This is a genomic window from Acaryochloris sp. CCMEE 5410, assembly GCF_000238775.2.
Classification (GTDB): domain Bacteria; phylum Cyanobacteriota; class Cyanobacteriia; order Thermosynechococcales; family Thermosynechococcaceae; genus Acaryochloris.
The window spans coordinates 117,143-133,414 of sequence record NZ_AFEJ02000001.1; the positions used below are offsets into that span (position 1 = coordinate 117,143).

General features: G+C 50.0%; 15 protein-coding genes and 1 pseudogene. 4 read left to right on the forward strand and 12 right to left on the reverse strand.

The genetic code is table 11. The annotated features are described in order from the left end of the window. The first annotated feature begins 44 nt into the window (after window positions 1–44). Together ON05_RS00515 and ON05_RS00520 are read left to right on the forward strand one after the other, a co-directional pair. Window positions 45–311: a helix-turn-helix domain-containing protein gene (locus ON05_RS00515; RefSeq protein WP_262560989.1), complete on the forward strand. Its 267-nt coding sequence runs from the start codon at window positions 45–47 to the stop codon at window positions 309–311. Between the two features lie 23 nt (window positions 312–334). Then, a complete protein-coding gene (locus ON05_RS00520; protein WP_262560990.1) occupies window positions 335–1,102 on the forward strand; it encodes an IS630 family transposase in 768 nt (255 codons plus the stop codon). A gap of 39 nt (window positions 1,103–1,141) precedes the next feature. Here the strand turns inward: ON05_RS00520 and ON05_RS00525 are convergent. The 12 genes and pseudogenes from ON05_RS00525 to ON05_RS00580 all read right to left on the reverse strand — a co-directional run. Continuing rightward, window positions 1,142–1,351: pseudogene (locus tag ON05_RS00525) on the reverse strand (transposase family protein); the annotation flags it as partial. 96 nt (window positions 1,352–1,447) lie between these two features. Then, window positions 1,448–1,879, reverse strand: coding sequence for a hypothetical protein (locus ON05_RS00530; RefSeq protein WP_175307167.1), 432 nt, complete (start codon window positions 1,877–1,879; stop codon window positions 1,448–1,450). Next, on the reverse strand, window positions 1,876–2,418 hold the full coding sequence (locus ON05_RS00535) for an IS630 family transposase (RefSeq protein WP_262560991.1): 543 nt from the start codon (window positions 2,416–2,418) through the stop codon (window positions 1,876–1,878). Before ON05_RS00535 ends, ON05_RS00530 begins: the two co-directional genes overlap by 4 nt. A gap of 13 nt (window positions 2,419–2,431) precedes the next feature. Then, on the reverse strand, window positions 2,432–2,935 hold the full coding sequence (locus ON05_RS00540; protein ID WP_010482719.1) for a winged helix-turn-helix domain-containing protein: 504 nt from the start codon (window positions 2,933–2,935) through the stop codon (window positions 2,432–2,434). A 3-nt stretch (window positions 2,936–2,938) separates the two neighbouring features. Then, window positions 2,939–3,163, reverse strand: coding sequence for a hypothetical protein (locus tag ON05_RS00545; protein ID WP_010479586.1), 225 nt, complete (start codon window positions 3,161–3,163; stop codon window positions 2,939–2,941). A gap of 75 nt (window positions 3,164–3,238) precedes the next feature. After that, window positions 3,239–5,701 (reverse strand): hypothetical protein, encoded by a 2,463-nt coding sequence (locus ON05_RS00550; RefSeq protein WP_010479584.1) that lies wholly within the window; start codon window positions 5,699–5,701, stop codon window positions 3,239–3,241. Between the two features lie 16 nt (window positions 5,702–5,717). Continuing rightward, window positions 5,718–7,961, reverse strand: coding sequence for a hypothetical protein (locus ON05_RS00555; RefSeq protein ID WP_010479582.1), 2,244 nt, complete (start codon window positions 7,959–7,961; stop codon window positions 5,718–5,720). A 3-nt stretch (window positions 7,962–7,964) separates the two neighbouring features. After that, a complete protein-coding gene (locus ON05_RS00560) occupies window positions 7,965–9,698 on the reverse strand; it encodes a cyclic nucleotide-binding domain-containing protein (RefSeq protein WP_010479580.1) in 1,734 nt (577 codons plus the stop codon). Window positions 9,699–9,702: 4 nt separating this feature from the next. Next, complete coding sequence (locus ON05_RS00565; RefSeq protein WP_010479579.1) at window positions 9,703–11,085, reverse strand: hypothetical protein; 1,383 nt, start codon at window positions 11,083–11,085, stop codon at window positions 9,703–9,705. Window positions 11,086–11,182: 97 nt separating this feature from the next. Further along, window positions 11,183–12,238 (reverse strand): phage tail protein, encoded by a 1,056-nt coding sequence (locus ON05_RS00570; RefSeq protein WP_010479576.1) that lies wholly within the window; start codon window positions 12,236–12,238, stop codon window positions 11,183–11,185. A gap of 30 nt (window positions 12,239–12,268) precedes the next feature. After that, complete coding sequence (locus ON05_RS00575; RefSeq protein WP_010479574.1) at window positions 12,269–14,446, reverse strand: putative baseplate assembly protein; 2,178 nt, start codon at window positions 14,444–14,446, stop codon at window positions 12,269–12,271. 7 nt (window positions 14,447–14,453) lie between these two features. Beyond that, the gene (locus ON05_RS00580; RefSeq protein ID WP_010479572.1) at window positions 14,454–14,858 is read right to left on the reverse strand and encodes a GPW/gp25 family protein; all 405 of its coding nucleotides are present in this window, start codon (window positions 14,856–14,858) and stop codon (window positions 14,454–14,456) included. 477 nt (window positions 14,859–15,335) lie between these two features. Here ON05_RS00580 and ON05_RS00585 point away from each other — a divergent pair, with 477 nt between their 5' ends. Next, window positions 15,336–15,680, forward strand: a complete 345-nt coding sequence (locus ON05_RS00585) for an NAD(P)H-quinone oxidoreductase subunit M (protein WP_010479570.1) — start codon at window positions 15,336–15,338, stop codon at window positions 15,678–15,680. Window positions 15,681–15,683: 3 nt separating this feature from the next. Next, window positions 15,684–16,103 carry a secondary thiamine-phosphate synthase enzyme YjbQ gene (locus ON05_RS00590; RefSeq protein WP_039781808.1) on the forward strand — a complete coding sequence of 140 codons (420 nt, stop codon included), beginning with the start codon at window positions 15,684–15,686 and terminating at the stop codon, window positions 16,101–16,103. Window positions 16,104–16,272: the final 169 nt, after the last annotated feature.

Genomic DNA, 16,272 nt, shown 5'->3' on the forward strand with positions numbered 1-16,272 from the left:
CCAAATCCGATTTATATAACTCCGATATAATGCATAATTAGAGAATGCCAAGAAAACTATATCTCAAACCCCATTTTTCGCCTGACGAGCTGAAGTCTCATTACCGAGCCAGCCAAGACCCAGTAGAATCGCGCCGCTGGCATCTACTATGGCTCGTCAGTGAGCAAACAACCCTGACTCAAGCAGCCCAAGTGGTCGGTCTCAACTACGATTACGCTCGAGAAATCGTCAGGGAGTATAACCACAATGGCGCCCATGGGTTACGCAACCGACGCAAGATAAGCGACCTCATCAATCTCGCAGTCTTCTGACTCAAGACCAATGTGCACAATTGTTGACTCGTCTACAAACCCCACCCGCCGACGGTGGTCTATGGAACGGACCTAAAGTAGCCCAGGTCATCGCTCAGATGACCGGAGTCGAGAAGGTGTGGCCCCAACGCGGTTGGGACTATCTCAAGCGATTGGAGCAGTCCTTGCAATGCCCACGTCCTCATCATCGTAAAGGTGAACCAGAGGCCCAAGCCGCTTTTAAAAAACTGCCTGAGTACAAAGCAGAATTGGAGCGACGCTACCCTAATGCTCAGGTCGAAGTTTGGTCTTTTGATGAACATCGTTTAGGCCTTAAACCCATTATTCGAAAGATTTGGGCACCTGTGGGTCAGCGTCCAATTGCTGAGGTGGACCATCGCTATGAATGGACCTATCTGTATGGATTCGTTCATCCCGCAACTGGCAATACCGAATGGTTCATTCTGCCTCGGGTCAATGGAGAATGGTTTAATCAAGCCCTACAAAGCTTTGCTCAGCAAGTTGGAGCGGGAAAGCACAAACAGATTCTTCTCGTTCTCGATGGAGCCGGATGGCATACCTGTAAGAATCGGGTGGTGCCACCTGGCATTCATCTGAAGGTTTTACCCCCCTATTCTCCAGAGCTACAGCCCGCTGAACGGTTGTGGCGGCTAGCGGACGAACCACTGGCCAATCGGTGTTTTGAGACCCTGGATGACCTCGAAGATGTTCTCGAGCAGCGCTGTCGAACTTTAATGACCATGCAATCGGACATTAAAGCTCTAACGCAGTACCATTGGTGGCCAGCTTGACAGATGAGATATTTCGGGGGTTAATGAGTCGGATTTGGTATGAGACGGAACTTCAAGGCTCTCAAGTCCCAATAGCTCACTTAAAGGCTGGCGATAATCGCTCGTAAAGGTTTCTAAGGGGCGATATCCCTGGTATCCAGCAAGCATACCCATCACCATCAACAGCAACAGAAGCCATAACGGATGAGTACGGCCATGGGCACTGCGGAAATCCGGGACTTGCTTCAAAGTATCGATTAGATGGCTCATCGGTCTCTCTACTGTTGGTCAGTAGAACCATCCTATTTTTTCTAGGAGTAACGTAAAACAACCCTGGGACTGAGGGTAGAAATGCAAAGCACAATATTATGATTCTTCTGGCAAAATTGCCTCTAGATAAGGTTCAATATAGTTGCGACCCTGTTCAAGATAGTAGGGAGTAAAAAGGGACTCAAACTCTTGAGCTACGACCTGTGTGGCGGATTCTAGCCGCTGGCGGCCATAGACCAAGAATTGTGCTGCGGACGAAGCATAGTATTCTCGCTCCGCACCCTCAATATGCTTTTTAAAGGCAGCATGATAGAGCTCGCGGACCTCATTCATCAGCTGTTCAATCGGGGGTGAGAAGTGAATAGAGTCTCCACTGGGGAGATCGATTTGCTTGGCTAGAATAAATCCAATCACGGTTCTCATACATTCACGGGTCTGGTCTACCGAAAGGCACTGTGGGTCTTGTCGGCGAAATCCCCATTGATACCAAATCCGACTCATTAACCCCCGAAATATCTTATCTGTCAAGCTGGCCACCAATGGTAGTGAGTGAGAGCTTGAATGTCTGATTGCATTGTCATTAAAGTTCGACAGCGCTGCTCGAGCACATCTTCCAACTCATCCAGGGTCTCAAAGCATCGATTGGCCAGTGGTTCATCCGCTAGCCGCCACAACCGTTCAGCGGGCTGTAGCTCTGGAGAATAGGGGGGTAAAACCTTCAGATGAATGCCTTTAGGTACCACCAGATTTTTACAGGTATGCCATCCGGCTCCATCGAGAACGAGAAGAATCTGTTTGTGCTTTCCCGCTCCAACTTGCTGAGCAAAGCTTTGTAGGGCTTGATTAAACCATTCTCCATTGACCCGAGGCAGAATGAACCATTCGGTATTGCCAGTTGCGGGATGAACGAATCCATACAGATAGGTCCATTCATAGCGATGGTCCACCTCAGCAATTGGACGCTGACCCACAGGCGCCCAAATCTTTCGAATAATGGGTTTAAGGCCTAAACGATGTTCATCCAAGGACCAAACTTCGACCTGAGCATTAGGGTAGCGTCGCTCCAATTCTGCTTTGTACTTAGGCAGTTTTTTTAAAAGCGGCTTGGGCCTCTGGTTCACCTTTACGGTGGTGAGGACGTGGGCATTGCAGGGACTGCTCCAATCGCTTGAGATAGTCCCAACCGCGTTGGGGCCAAACCTTATCGACTCCTGTCATCTGAGCGATGACCTGGGCTACTTTGGGGCCGTTCCATAGACCACCGTCGGCGGGTGGGGTTTGTAGACGAGTCAACAATTGTGCACATTGGTCTTGAGTCAGAAGACTGCGAGATTGATGAGGTCGCTTATCTTTGCGTCGGTTGCGTAACCCATGGGCGCCATTGTGGTTATACTCCCTGACGATTTCTCGAGCGTAATCGTAGTTGAGACCGACCACTTGGGCTGCTTGAGTTAGCGTTGTTTGCTCACTGACGAGCCACAGCAGATGCCAGCGGCGCGATTCTACTGGGTCTTGGCTGGCTCGATAATGAGACTTCAGCTCGTCAGGCGAAAAATGGGGTTCGAGATATAGTTTTCTTGGCATTCTCTAATTATGCATTATATCGGAGTTATATAAATCGGATTTGGTATGAGTGCAACCATTGGTGACTTCCAGTACTCGCAATAGGGCCAGTTTATCTAGCTCTTTGGAATCGAACCGTTCTAAGGCCAAAATATGATGCTCAACCCGGTGCTGAAAACTGGCAAAATCAGCCTCAAAATATTGTCTGAGCTCCTTGATTTGGGACAGTTTCTGCCAGTTGGGCAACATGATGGTATTACCTCTATTGTTGCTAACAGTTTAGAGGAGCCCCCCATAAAAGACTGGGTTGTAATTATTCGTGAACTAAAACTGAGGCGGCAATTCTGCTGGTGGTGGCGAATTGCGATCGCGGGGTACGGGTTGAATACCGCCGGGTGGATCGGGTAAAGGCGGAGCAGGTGCTGCCGCTGCGTTGGGATCTACCCCAGGGGTTACCGCTGGAGGAGTTGAATTATTCGCCTCAGCACTTGCGGGGGCATCGGGCGCTTGAGCCACTGGAGCAGGAGGTGCCACGGTTTCAATCACCACGGATCGATTTTGTTGTTCGCCTTTGGCATTCGTGACTTGCAGGGTTAGGGTTTGGGTGGCAGAGGTGGGGCCAAATGATAAATTTGCCTTGCCCTGGAGAGGAACAGTCCCTGGGGCAGGCAGTAAATTGACCTTAGTATTTTTACTCCCTTTAACCTTCCAGGATACCTTCACGATCAACGGCGTTTGATCTTTGAGGGCAAACACATATTTCGGTTTTGCAATCTGGCCATTAATTTTGAATTCCTGGATTTGTACTGGCCCAGGCTGAATCTGGATCGGCTCGGTTTTTTGAATAATCGGAGATGGCTCTGCAGGCGGATTGGCCTGGGTTGGTTTCGGGTCGACTTTGAGCTCAAAGGTATAGGTCCCAGCGTCTTGAACCCCGGTTGGTACATTCAGACAAACTAGGGTTTGGACGTCCAAACGACAATTTTTTTGTAAGGACTGGGGAATACCTTGAGTGAAGTCAAATATTTTGGGAGCTGTGACTGGTGCATTATCTGCTCCCCGACTAATTAGTGTCACTTTGGTCCCTTTGATCTGGGTGATTTTCCAGTTCAGAAAAATCCCTGATGGTCCCTTTGGGGGAACCTGACCAATAGGTTCTGTATAGGTGGTCTTTGTAGATTCAAATTGTTGAATTTGAGGGGGAGGGAAGGGTTGAACCACAATTGCCTCTGTTTTGGCCGCAATGGGTTGAGGGACGCCCTCGGGTTGAGGGGAGAGAGACAGCTCAAATCGATAGGTGCCCGGTTTTCGTGCATCCGTCGGCACCTGCTGACACCGCAGGACCTCAGTTAGGGTACAAAAATGGCTAAGGTCTGAGGGCATTCCCTTTTGGAAATCGTAGACAAAGGGACCACTCATCACGACCCCGTCAGGAGAAACTCCTTTCAGTTGAAGCTGCTTGAATTTCTGAGGATTTTTTATGGTCCAGTTCAGTTCAATGGGACGACCATCGGCCTCTTTGAGAGTGTAGGTTGCTGGGGCAAAGCTGATAATCTCGGCTCGGGCTGGGGGACGGGTCAGTAACCACCATACGAGTAAGGCAATCCCAACTAAGGTGCCAAACAGGGTCAAAATAACCAGCAATAATTGCCACCAAGGTCGAGGTTCCCAAATCAATGCTCCTTGAAAGCGATTATTGGCAAGGGGGAGTTGCTGGGCATCTTCCAACTCCAGGGCAAAGTTGAGGGGGCGACCATAAAAGGGGCGCTTCCACCATTTGGTGGGCTGAACTTCTAAGCTGACCTTGGTCGAGGCATGGGGTAATAAATGGATTTGGGTGGGGTTAAGGGTATAGTCGCAGAGTTCTTCCGCGTCTAGATTTTGGACCTGTAAATTGAGGGTTCGTGGGGTATTCCCAGCATTGTGGAGTCGCAGTTCAAACCATCCGGACTGGCTCTTGACTTGGCTGACCAGGGAAATGAGCTCGATATCAACCTGGTAAATCGGTAAAACTTGTAAATAAACCGCTTCCAACAACACCAGTTCCGGGTTATTCATGGAAAACAGGCGGATGGTGGGGGTATAAATGCCTGCATCCGTACCTAGGGGCGGCTGAATCAATACCTGAATTTGACCCGTATCCCCTGGGTTGAGTTCAAGGGCTTCACTGGCAATCACAACGCCGGTCTGGGGTCCTTCTGGATAAATAATCTTGACCCATTCGGCAGGCAGGTCTGGACAGATGAGGCGGAATCGATCGACGCGATCGCATCGGTTATCCACCAGTACCGTTAAGGCCAACGCATCTCCAGCTTGTAAAGACAGGGGAGACTCGGACGTGGTGGTTGGGGTGATGCCTAAAACCGGATTGCTAACTTCTGCCGTTTCCCGGATGTAGGACAGCACCTGTAGCCGAGCCGGATAGCGGATCGGCGTCTCTTCTGGGTAATGTTTGGGGGCATCAATCGCTAAGGTATAGGGATAAAAGCCCGGTAGGGTTTCCGTTGGCACCTGAATGCGGAAGAACACCTCGCTACTTTCGCCTGGGTTTAGGGCCAGACTTTCGCGGGAGGAGGTACACCATTGGCTGACGATATCCGTGGGGTCCGTGATATCGATATGGATAATGGCACTGTGAATTCCATCGTTGGTGACGGTCACACTCAGCTCGAAAATTTCCCCCGCCTGAATGGCGACATCGCCGGAGGGGTTGCGGATAATGCCCAAGGGATTACCCACTTTCTGGGCTTGCAGGCCAATTTGATCAACATGGGTGAGGTCTGTCATGAGCTTGAATCATCCATTAGGGTTTGCCACAGGGGAGAGTTTGTCGCTGTATTCGGGCCTGAACGTCTTTGACCGTGGTCGAAAATAGACGCACTTGTGTATCATCGCTGCCGCTCAGCACGAGGATCTTGCCACCAATCACCTTCAGGTCCACACTGTTGATGCGATCGGAGGAGCGGGGATGCAGAATATTTTGAAAGAAGTTTGCCATGCTAACGGTAGAGGGTTCGTAGAGTTCAATCCCCTCTCGGAATTCAGGATCTCGTTGACCATTGGGCAACAAGGGCCACAGCATGACCCGACCATCATCACCACCGCTGGCTAGGTAACAGCCATCGTCACTCATAGACACGGATCGCACGGGCTGTATAGCCTCACTATGGGACCAGATTTCAGGCTTTAAGGTTTTGCAGGTGGTCGAATCCTGAAGGCAGGGGGCTAAATTCCACAGGGTAATATTGCCTTGGGTATCTGCGGTAGTCAGGAGCGTTGGCGTATCACGAGCTGTATCAATGCTTTGAATATAGTCGCGGTTGGTGCCTGATTCGGGATAGATAAGGGGCTCTAGGGCTTGTTTGGACTGCCAATTCCATAAGACCAGTTGATTTTGTTGACCTGCGATCGCAAGCCACTGATCAGGATTCCCCAACAGCACTGAATCGTAGATGGCGAAAGGCATTTTTTGCTCTTTGAAGATTTTGCGCTGTTGAGCCGTCCTCTGGGTTGCCCAGGCAACAATCGTGCCACTGCCATGACTACTGAACAAATAGCGAGAGTCTTGACTAAACTCCACATCCAAAACGCGATCAGCTTTTTCGTAGCTAAAGGTTTGCAGCGGATCTGTATGATCCGTATTTAAATCCCATAACTGAATTTGGCCATTTTCCAGACCCACCGCCACCAAATCGTTATTGACAGGGCGATAGGTAATTACACGAATGGCTTTTTGCTGCTGAGCCAATTGTTGGCCCCGCTGAATAATATTTTCCAAGTAGGGGAAAGCCCACCAAGCGCTGAGCCCTTGAACACTCCAACGAATCGCCGTCGTATCGTTAGAACTGGACACAGCCTGATCCGCAATACCGTTAAAGGCGACGGAGGTCACGGCCCCCCGATGACCATAATTGCGGTTGTATTGATTAAAGGGAGAAATCCACCATAGCCATACCCCGCCGACCAAAGCCATTAAAATCACGAGCCACAACGGGATCCGAGGTTTAACTTTTAGCAGGAGAACATGGGTTTCATCGCGACTATCAATGCGTTCGACATTTGACCAAACGGCCTCTACATGCAAGGTATGTTGCTTGGAAAAGCCCAACCAGTGGCGATCAGCTTCAGCAATTAACGACAGTTTGCCAGAATCCCCCAATCCCAACTTGATATTGTCTGGCATCACCTCAAAGGTGCAGTGAGAGGGTGGATCGACGATCTCTGCTTTCGCATGTTGATATAGGTTACTGTTATTTTTAAATTGCAATTCATAGATAACCGGAGGAGATTGCCAAAACTTCAATTGAAACTGCTCTGGAATGCAATGTTCCTCAGGCTGGGCCTGAAAGGCCACAAAACCTAAGGGATCAATTTTCAAATGTCCTTCAATTTGAGTGGGCGGCCCATAGGCATGACTCGCCTCAACCTGGAACCGATAGCCATGACTGGGAGCCTGCACTGGATCAGCAGGTACTTTACAGTTAAAGGTGGTTTGCACCCGCCCTCCAGGAGCCAGTTTTACGGTTTGCTCGTTGCCTTCCGGGAACCAACTGGCATCAATGCCTTGGAGACTGACGGTTGCAGTCGTTTTTAACTGACTGGGGTTATTGACCCATACCGGAATTTGAATTTCCTCTCCCGGATCAGCATCAAAATCTTCAACGGGTAAATTTAGCCCCAAGGGCACTGCCCCTGTTCCTTGCGCCAGAGTGAGCTTTAGAGACTCCCGTTCTTCTTCCTGTAGTTCAATAGAAAAAACCCTTACGGCTAGGCTCATTAAGCCCACAAACCCTGGCACGGGACTATCGGTGATCTCAATTTGGAATTGGGTCGTATCTCCAGGAGGATTTTTACTACTAATGTCTGGTGAAACGTGATACCACTTGTGCCCAGCTAGATGATTGGTCCCTGCCGCTGAGACCTCAAGCTGGAAACTAGCATACCGATCGCTGTGATTGACCACCTCCACGGCAAAGGCTGAGGGAGGACCTCCAGGGGTAAAGGCCAACTGCTTGGGTAATACTTGGGTGGCAAGCTGCTTTTCCATAGTCTAGATAGGGGGTAACTGAGATTGCAGTCGGTCTCGAATCCAGTTCAGACTTGAGATTTGATGTCCCTGCCATTCAGGTTTTCGTTGCCATAAAACATTGGCCGTTATATTCACTAAATGGGGATAGCGTTTGAGCAGCTTCAGCAGATCAGACGTTTCGACAATAAATAAGCTGGTTTGGTAAAACGTTTGCCCTTGAACGGGGGGAAGATCATCGAACAGCAAGCTGAGATCCCCCCAACAATTCCCCGCCGTCAAGGTGATGTTTTGATCGGGGAATTGAAGGCCGCCGAAGATCACGAAATAGACTTTGCCGGATTCGGGTATCAAGGATTCTTCTGCAGCTAGGTTTTGGCGATAGCCTCGATCTAAAAGCTGCTGGAACTCGATTTCAGGCCAATTTTGAAAATAATCTACCTGTCTAAGAATGTCGGCGAGTTGCGTATGGCGTTGCAGGAGGCGGTTACCCAATTGAGGAAATTGGCGCAGTAGCCGCTGAAAAGCCTGATCTTCAATCACAAAAAGCGTGGTTTGTTCAACCGCCAGGATGGTATTTTGGCGGGCAACCCCAGACAGTAAAGCCGTTTCACCAAATGCATCCCCGGAAACCCATTTATTTCCTTGTCGTTCAGGATGATCCATCTGGGACTGAATCACCCCGTTGAGAATGATATAAAATACTTGACCCAGCTCTCCTGCTCGAAAGATCACTTCTCCCGGCTCGTACTGGCGCTGATAGCCACAAGCGATTAAATCTTGAAGTTGATTTTCCGAAAAGTCCTGGAGAAAATCTACACTTTGCAAACACCGGAGTAGATCTAAATCCTGAGATTGTCCCAGTTGTTGCCGGACTTGGCGCGATTTTGCTAAAAGCTCGTGGGTATAGGGGATCTGAATTTGGCTTAATAACGCCTGGACAGAGTTAGGGACGGTATTGGGGGGGGCGACTGAAGCCTGTTGAGAGCTAGAAGGGCGATGGTAAACGTTGGTGAATAAGTGGTGTAAAGCTCCTGCCAATTGACCAATTTCATCCTTATGTCGGGCATGGTGGTGCAAATGTAGAATTTCAGCGCTGGATGCATCCAGAGGTCGAGTCGGAGCTTGCCGAAGCTGATGAGCCAATTGAGTGATGGGTTGGATTGGTTTTAAGACGGTTCGTCGAACTAAGTCATTCACTAACAACAGAATTAGGCCCCATAAGACGACCAACGTCCCCATCTCCATCCAAAAGTTGGCTTTCGCCAACTCTTTTACAGGCGCGGAAGGAATAAAAACGGCTTGAATCTGCAGGGTGCCATCTTGATCTAGACGTTGGGCAAAATAATAGTTTTCCTGGTCAGCATGGGTGATATAGCCGGATAAGGTTTCTTGGTCGATCTGTTTCTGGAATTGGGTTTTGAGGGCTTCGGCTAGCTCATCTATATCCGGGAGCATCGTGTCAGAGTTTGGCACCAAGACTTTGTAACACAAGGAGGGTTGAGTCTCGCACAAGGTGGAAACGACTGGGTAAGCCTCAGAGGCAGAATCGTCCTGATTGAGCTGATCCACCAATGCCATCAAGAGTTGCCCCCGAGACTTCAGCTCGTGATCAGCCTGCCTATGAACAGATTGATGAACGATCACCCCTGCGATTCCGGTCGTGGCCATAAAAACCATTGACAGAATAAGGCTGAATTTGGTGGTTAGGTTTAACCGTCGCCACTGACGTTGTAAGGTGCTGGCAATATAAGGCATAGCACTAAGGGGTAGATGCTGCAGGTGTGGCTAAGAGTTGACGATAATGCTGGCGCTGCCAAGCATAGTGAAGGATATTGGTGCCAAACTCTTGGGCCGTGCGAATCTGGTCCCGGGCAAACCCTTCTTTGCTGCCGCCGCCCCAAACCACTGATAAATCGCCCACCATCATCAGCAGATGGTCACTGAAAAACAGTTCGACCGGCTGTTGGTTGACGATGGGTAACGCACCAAATTGAAAGGGTTGGCATCGAATGGGGTGGTCTGCTTGCATGGTTTGCAGGGACTGTAGAGGCTGCCCCAATTGCTCAGCTAAGGTTCGAAAAGGGAGTCCTGTTTCATTTAGCTTGGCATTGAGAGCAGTTTGAGTAGCAGATAATTCGCGGGTAATATCTTGGCGCAACGGTTGGAGAGTCTGATGATCGGCAGATGCCCCCAACGCCTGTGAACGATCGATTTGAGACAGAGCTGTTTGTAGTTGGGCTTTAACGGTAAATAGTTCTGCTAACTGGGTGCCCCGAACTGAGACTTCCACCCACAAATATCCCCCTTGCATGAGGAAATATCGGAGCGATCGCACTTGCACATCCGTCAAAGATTGAGCCGATTGCGTCTGCAGGTACAGCACATCGTAATCCCTGAGATTAACCGCTTGATTGCGATCTACCAGCTCAATGGGATGGGGCGCAGCCACGGCCAGCAGATTGGGATACAGCACCTCAATGGATCTTAAAAAGGCTTGGAAATTAGTGACTGACTGCTGATTCTGAGGGGAGGGGGCAATGGGACTGACTTGAGCGATCTGAAGCACGGCTTGAGGGCGAGATCGCGGCTGTCGTCGATACCGCAAATCCACCTGGTTAATTTGGGGAAAGAAAGGATCCGTCGGAAGCTTTAGCTGAGCTTGGGGATCAATGATGATCCGACAAATTTCAACTTCTCCGGGGCCAGGGGGATGGGTCTTTTCATCAATTCGAAACACCTCCGTCAGCACAGGGTTTTCCTCCGACTGCTGAAGTTGTTCTGGATCGACGTATTGGAGAACTAAATAGATAGTGGTCGGTTGCTCCACCCGAGAAGCAATCCTAAAGTCGATGGGTTCAGGGACTACGATGCAATTGCCTTGGTCATCAATGGCCATGCCCGGTTGAACCTGCAGCCATCGTTGGTCTTGAAACGGCTGGGAGATTTTGTCCGGTGGGGAAATGGGATGGATGCCTAACCCACAGACAATCCCCGGCTGATGGAGGGATTGGTAATACAAACTCTGGCGTTGGCGATGGTAATCATAGGCCAACCGCCAGCGCTCAGCATTAATCAACAGCCCATCAGTCACCCGCAGACGTTGCAGGGGTTGGACCGGGGGAGTGGGTGGTGAGTAGGTCATGGAGGAACTAGGGTGAGATTGGAATTAATAGGTGTAAATAGGCAGGAATTAATAGGTGTAAATTTAAGAAGTAAGAATTAATAGGTGTGAAATAAAATCAGGACAATTCAATAGATAAGTCGTAGGTGCAAAACGCGGGCTTCTCCTGCTGGATGATCTTGTGGATAAGGGGTTCAGAGAGGGGCTGTTGGGGACGCAAACAAACGGAGAAATGGAAGGGCTTGCCCCCACCGACGGTGGATTCTTGACCCAGGTGAGTTTCCCCCAACACTAGCCCACGATTGAAGGAATCTTGAATGGAGATCTGCTTTTGGTCTTCTGGGACAAACTCTTCCAAGGGAAGCCCCGTATATAAATGCAGATAGAGCCGCAGCCCTTTTCGCGTGCCTCGCCATTGATAGAGCTGAATCGCCTGACGAATCAGGGACCGTTGCCGAGATAACGGCAATTCGGAGGCCAGCTGCCAGCCCACCCAATGGCCCAGAAAGGGAAGCAGGGTTTCAGGGGCTGTCAGGGGATCGAGATAAGCCCACAGGGTATCCAGGGTTTGAACGGCTGGTTCAAAGGCCTGCTCAAAAATATGGAGAAAGCGGCCAATAAAATCCACCTCTTTATAGATGTCGGGTAAGAAGGTGGGATAGAGACTGCGGGGGCGAACAAACAGTAAAAACTCCGCTGTCTCTAAGGTTAAGCCACTGGTCGCTTCGTTCGTCTCAGCATCAACAGTGCCGAAATACACACAGAGCCGCCCCCGAAAATCTAACCCCTGGGTTTGAATAAAGGCTGGACTAGACTCGGCTTCAAAAAAATCTTCCGGTAGGTGGAAGTATAAGACTGCTTCCATTTTGCTGCCAGGAGGCAAGGTTTGGCCTTCTTGCCCAATCCGACACCAGTCTAAAGGAAAGGTTCCTTCTGTCTCTAAGCTGATGCGAAGGGTGCGATCGCAGGTATTCTCCAGCTGCACTACAATTTCGCTCGGTTCCCCCGGATGGAGCACTTGTTGACAGAGATGGCTCTGTTGCCAAGCAAAAGGCGCTATCTCAGGCGTTACGGACTGTGACGCTGTTCTCACAATGGGTTGAGGCATCGTCGCCGCCACGGACATGGGGGCCAGTAGCAGTCTTAAGGGCAGTAGATCAGGGGAGGTGGTCATAGCAGTTACCGGGAAATAAGTTATCTCCTGTTACAGCAGACTGATAGCGTGACTAGAGCGAAGTGGGGCATTCTGCCAGGAGCAGAGCACCCCCAAAGGGCCTGGATCGATCACGGGTTCCTTGGGCAAAATCCGCTGCCAACGAGATTCCTGGCGACGGAGTTCAAACAGCTGTACGGTACCCAAATGACGAACCCCCGGCATGGGCTGAAACAGCGTCACAATATCCGAGGGATACACGGGACGCCCAAAGGGCCAACCTCGGCCATCGGGACCGCCAGTAATCGGATTTAGAAACCGATAGAGGGCGACCTGAAGCTGATGCCGCATCTCCGTTTGGGCCTCTGGATTGTTATAGTTTGGCTCTAGGGCCACTTCTGCCTGAACCGTTACCCCCACATAGTGTGGTTGGTCATAGCGAATGTCCATGCCCAGGAGACGACGGTCATCCAAGTAATCACTAATCTGGGTTTCCAGTTGGGGCGTCAAACTAAGAACATCTGGATGAAGCCCCTCGCCCCGCTCAATGGCGTCGGTACTCACCTGGGGAACAATCAGAAGTCGGACCTGCCCTGGGGTACCCGTTTGATCCGCAGGCAAACAGAGAACGCGTGCGACTGCCCCTCGACCTGCCGTTAAAGCTAACGTCTCAAAATCTTCTTGGGTGACCGCGCGATCGCGAGTCCGCAACATTTGCGGTACACGAATGACCGCAGCATCCAGGGATTCGGCATCAGTCCCATTCTGGGCGGGCTGATGATTGATCACATTAGCGACATAGGGCACCGCCGTTTTCAGAATCCGAATCATCCCGCTTTGCACATTGCCTTTCAGCCCTCCACCTGTGCGATAGGTGGCCATCCTCAGTTCAGCTCCCTTAGGGGGCACCTTGCCATATTGGCGTTTCAGAGCCTGCTGCTCAGGGCCTAGGGCCACGAGATCGGCATTGGATTGGGCCATTCGCTGTTGTGTTTGTACCTTGATTTGAGCGGGTTCTCGAATCAAAGGTCCAAACTGTAGCGCCCCCGTCAGGGCATCAATGGTGTAGTGCAGGTCTTCTGGCCCAGAGTCTGCAAAGTCCGAGACCTCCGTCCATCGCTGAGGAATGCCACCAATAGGGGTCACCAACAGGTATTCCGGGTCTCGGCGAGGCAGAATCGGTGCGGATTGAAGTTGAAAGGTTTGTCCAGGCGTGCCATCACTGGTTCCTAAAATTTCATTGTGGATTTGCAAAGATTGTGTCGTATCAACCGTCGCGCCAATGGCTTGCACAGACACCCCAACAATTTCTGGGGAACAACGATATCCCCATTGGGTGGCTTGTGCCGTTTCATAAACACATCGAATCCAGCGACCTTGATAGCTGGCAAAGTTAGTGACCGGCCAGTGTTGAGGCAGGTGTAAGATTACATCTGCTCCCTGGAGGGGATTACCATTTTGCCGAGTCAACCGGGCAAAGCTAAAGCCATCCGTATGGTCATCGGCTTCATTTAATAAAACGGGTTGCCAGTAGACCCCATTCCAAGCTTGCCATTGGCGGGGTGGACATTCAGGGTTAATCCCCGTGGGAGTTGCCGCTTCCCCCTTAAATGTCACGGAGATAACATTTCCTGCTGGCTGCTCTGGCTCAAAGACGAGATAAAAACAATTGCCTATTTGAGGTTGAGGATTGAAGCAGCTTAAGGCAGACCCTTGCCATTCTCCATCAGGATTTAAATTCCAGGATTCGGCAAAGCGATCTCGCACGAGCTGTGGCTCCATTTCAGCCCTATCAGCTGTCAGAAAGTGCCGCAGCTGGGGTTGCCCAATTGTGACAGGACGATCGGTGCTAAAGACAATCGCTTCTTCCGTCTCCGTGCGTAGGGTTGCCACTTCCGTATCCATCGGAATCGTGTAGTTTTCCGACAAACCTGCACTGAGGTAGAAGGTCACTGGCGTCTTTGCTGGGGAGGGGGGCTGCAGCCTGACCCCCATTAACTCTAAGAAGGTGACATAGTTGCGACGGGGCACCTGATTAAATCGCAGCAACATTTGGTCCGTTAGCCAGCTAAATAGCTCGACCAATGTAATTCCCGGATCGCTGGGGTTATGGTGGGTCCATTCAGGGCAATAGCGAGGGATGCGGAGTAGACATTCTTGCACGAGATCATCGAAACTGCGGTCATCGAGATCTGACTTGGGTAGCTTGGGTAAGAAATCAAACTCCATGTCTTGCCTAGGTAATGGGGGTCAGATAAAAGGGATAGACTAAACTCCGGTAATCGTGGGTTTGTTTAGGATGGTATTCGAGGGTGATATCAACCCGCCCTTCAATGGGGTCTGGTTCTGTATAAACACCATCTAGAACAATGCGGGGTTCCCACCGTTGCAAGGCTTCTGTGACGTACAGTCGAATCAGCAACAGGGTTTGAGTATTCATCGGGGCAAAAGTCAACTCGGAGAGACGGGAACCAAACTCAGGCCGATAGACCCGCTCCCCCAGTTTGGTCCCCAGAATGATTGCGATAGATTCTTCAATATTACGAATGGCGTGGGCACTAAATCGTAGGTTTCCCTGAGTATTCACCCCAATGGGAAACGTCCAACCCGTCCCCAAATGAGCAGTTTGACCGTCCACCATACCCCTGTCCCATCTCGTAGGGCTTACTATAAGGGCTAGGAACAAGAGGGACTATTGGCCAAAAGTCGTACCTATTCGGATGAAGGTCACTAATTCTTTGTCATTGGATCGGCCTTTACTCCTTTGACAAGGCAATCAACCGGGTTGGCCCATGGTTTGATTGCCTTACTTTTTACCCAAGGAAGCCTAATATCCCTATTAGCAAGAACTTCGGTCTTCTCAACAAGACTTAAAAAAAATAGGGCATTGAAAATGCCTAAGCGTAGAGCCGTTAAGTCATCTTGCCCTTAAAGTATTAACTCAAGGGAGCAAGGCTTGGTCTAGGTCAACAGCGTGTTTAGACTTTCACCTCAACCATTAGAAGTGGGAACCAACTATTTGGGAGGAAAGGTCAGATATTCCATAATTCATTGCCCCGAAGTTCCGACCCATGTTTACAATAGGTGCAGAGAAATTCTAGCGCTGAGACCTGAACCTATGCTACTGAAGTCCACGACTCGCCACATCCACATCTATACTGCCGAAGTGGATAATAACGAGTTGATTCCTAGCGAAAGCGTCTTAACCCTAGATGTGGACCCAGACAATGAGCTGGTTTGGAGTGAAGATGCCCTCCAGCGAGTGTATGCCAAGTTTGATGAATTAGTTGAAACTTATTCAGGTGAAGATTTAACCGACTATAACCTGCGTCGCATTGGTTCAGATTTGGAACATTATGTGCGATCGCTGTTGCAAAAAGGCATTGTGGGCTATAACCTCAGTAGTCGCGTACGCAACTTTAGTATGGGTCTACCCCAAGTCATCGCATCAGAATCTAAGTAGCGAATGGCGGTTTATCAAGACCACATTCGGTTCACAACCCATGGACATGGCGACATGCAGGATCTCACGGATCGAGTTCAACAGGCGATCCAAGATTCTGGCATACAAGCAGGTATGGTGAATGTGTTCAATATCGGCAGTACAGGAGCTATTGGTGCTATAGAATTTGAACCGGGTCTAAAACAAGACTTACCAGACCTTTTAAATCGGTTAATTCCTCCTAGCCAGGATTATGGGCATGAGCAAGCTTGGCATGATGGGAATGGACATTCCCACCTGCAGGCCACTTGGTTAGGACCTGAGCTTACTGTCCCCATTACTGCTGGCAGGCCTGTTCTAGGAACCTGGCAACAGATTTTTCATCTCGAATGTGATAATAAACCCCGTTCTCGCCAAGTGCTCGTCACAGTCTATGGTGAATAAGTGAGCTGTATCTTTTTAGAGGTTTCCAATGGCCTGGGAATTGCATGTTGTTTGCTGACATAGGGGCTATTGATATTGCTAACTTAACAGAAGAGCGTTTGCCCTCCGCGCAATAAAGCCTGTCGTAACCAAAGAATCAGTTACTGATTGAAATTGCCTTTGTTTGTCC

What these genes read in the sequence shown, in the direction of transcription:
- ON05_RS00515 (WP_262560989.1), top strand. Translation starts at nt 45, where the DNA reads ATGCCAAGAAAACTATATCTCAAACCCCATTTTTCGCCTGACGAGCTG.
- ON05_RS00540 (WP_010482719.1), bottom strand. Translation starts at nt 2,935, where the DNA reads ATGCCAAGAAAACTATATCTCGAACCCCATTTTTCGCCTGACGAGCTG.
- ON05_RS00545 (WP_010479586.1), bottom strand. Translation starts at nt 3,163, where the DNA reads ATGTTGCCCAACTGGCAGAAACTGTCCCAAATCAAGGAGCTCAGACAA.
- ON05_RS00550 (WP_010479584.1), bottom strand. Translation starts at nt 5,701, where the DNA reads ATGACAGACCTCACCCATGTTGATCAAATTGGCCTGCAAGCCCAGAAA.
- ON05_RS00555 (WP_010479582.1), bottom strand. Translation starts at nt 7,961, where the DNA reads ATGGAAAAGCAGCTTGCCACCCAAGTATTACCCAAGCAGTTGGCCTTT.
- ON05_RS00560 (WP_010479580.1), bottom strand. Translation starts at nt 9,698, where the DNA reads ATGCCTTATATTGCCAGCACCTTACAACGTCAGTGGCGACGGTTAAAC.
- ON05_RS00565 (WP_010479579.1), bottom strand. Translation starts at nt 11,085, where the DNA reads ATGACCTACTCACCACCCACTCCCCCGGTCCAACCCCTGCAACGTCTG.
- ON05_RS00570 (WP_010479576.1), bottom strand. Translation starts at nt 12,238, where the DNA reads ATGACCACCTCCCCTGATCTACTGCCCTTAAGACTGCTACTGGCCCCC.
- ON05_RS00575 (WP_010479574.1), bottom strand. Translation starts at nt 14,446, where the DNA reads ATGGAGTTTGATTTCTTACCCAAGCTACCCAAGTCAGATCTCGATGAC.
- ON05_RS00580 (WP_010479572.1), bottom strand. Translation starts at nt 14,858, where the DNA reads ATGGTGGACGGTCAAACTGCTCATTTGGGGACGGGTTGGACGTTTCCC.
- ON05_RS00585 (WP_010479570.1), top strand. Translation starts at nt 15,336, where the DNA reads ATGCTACTGAAGTCCACGACTCGCCACATCCACATCTATACTGCCGAA.
- ON05_RS00590 (WP_039781808.1), top strand. Translation starts at nt 15,684, where the DNA reads ATGGCGGTTTATCAAGACCACATTCGGTTCACAACCCATGGACATGGC.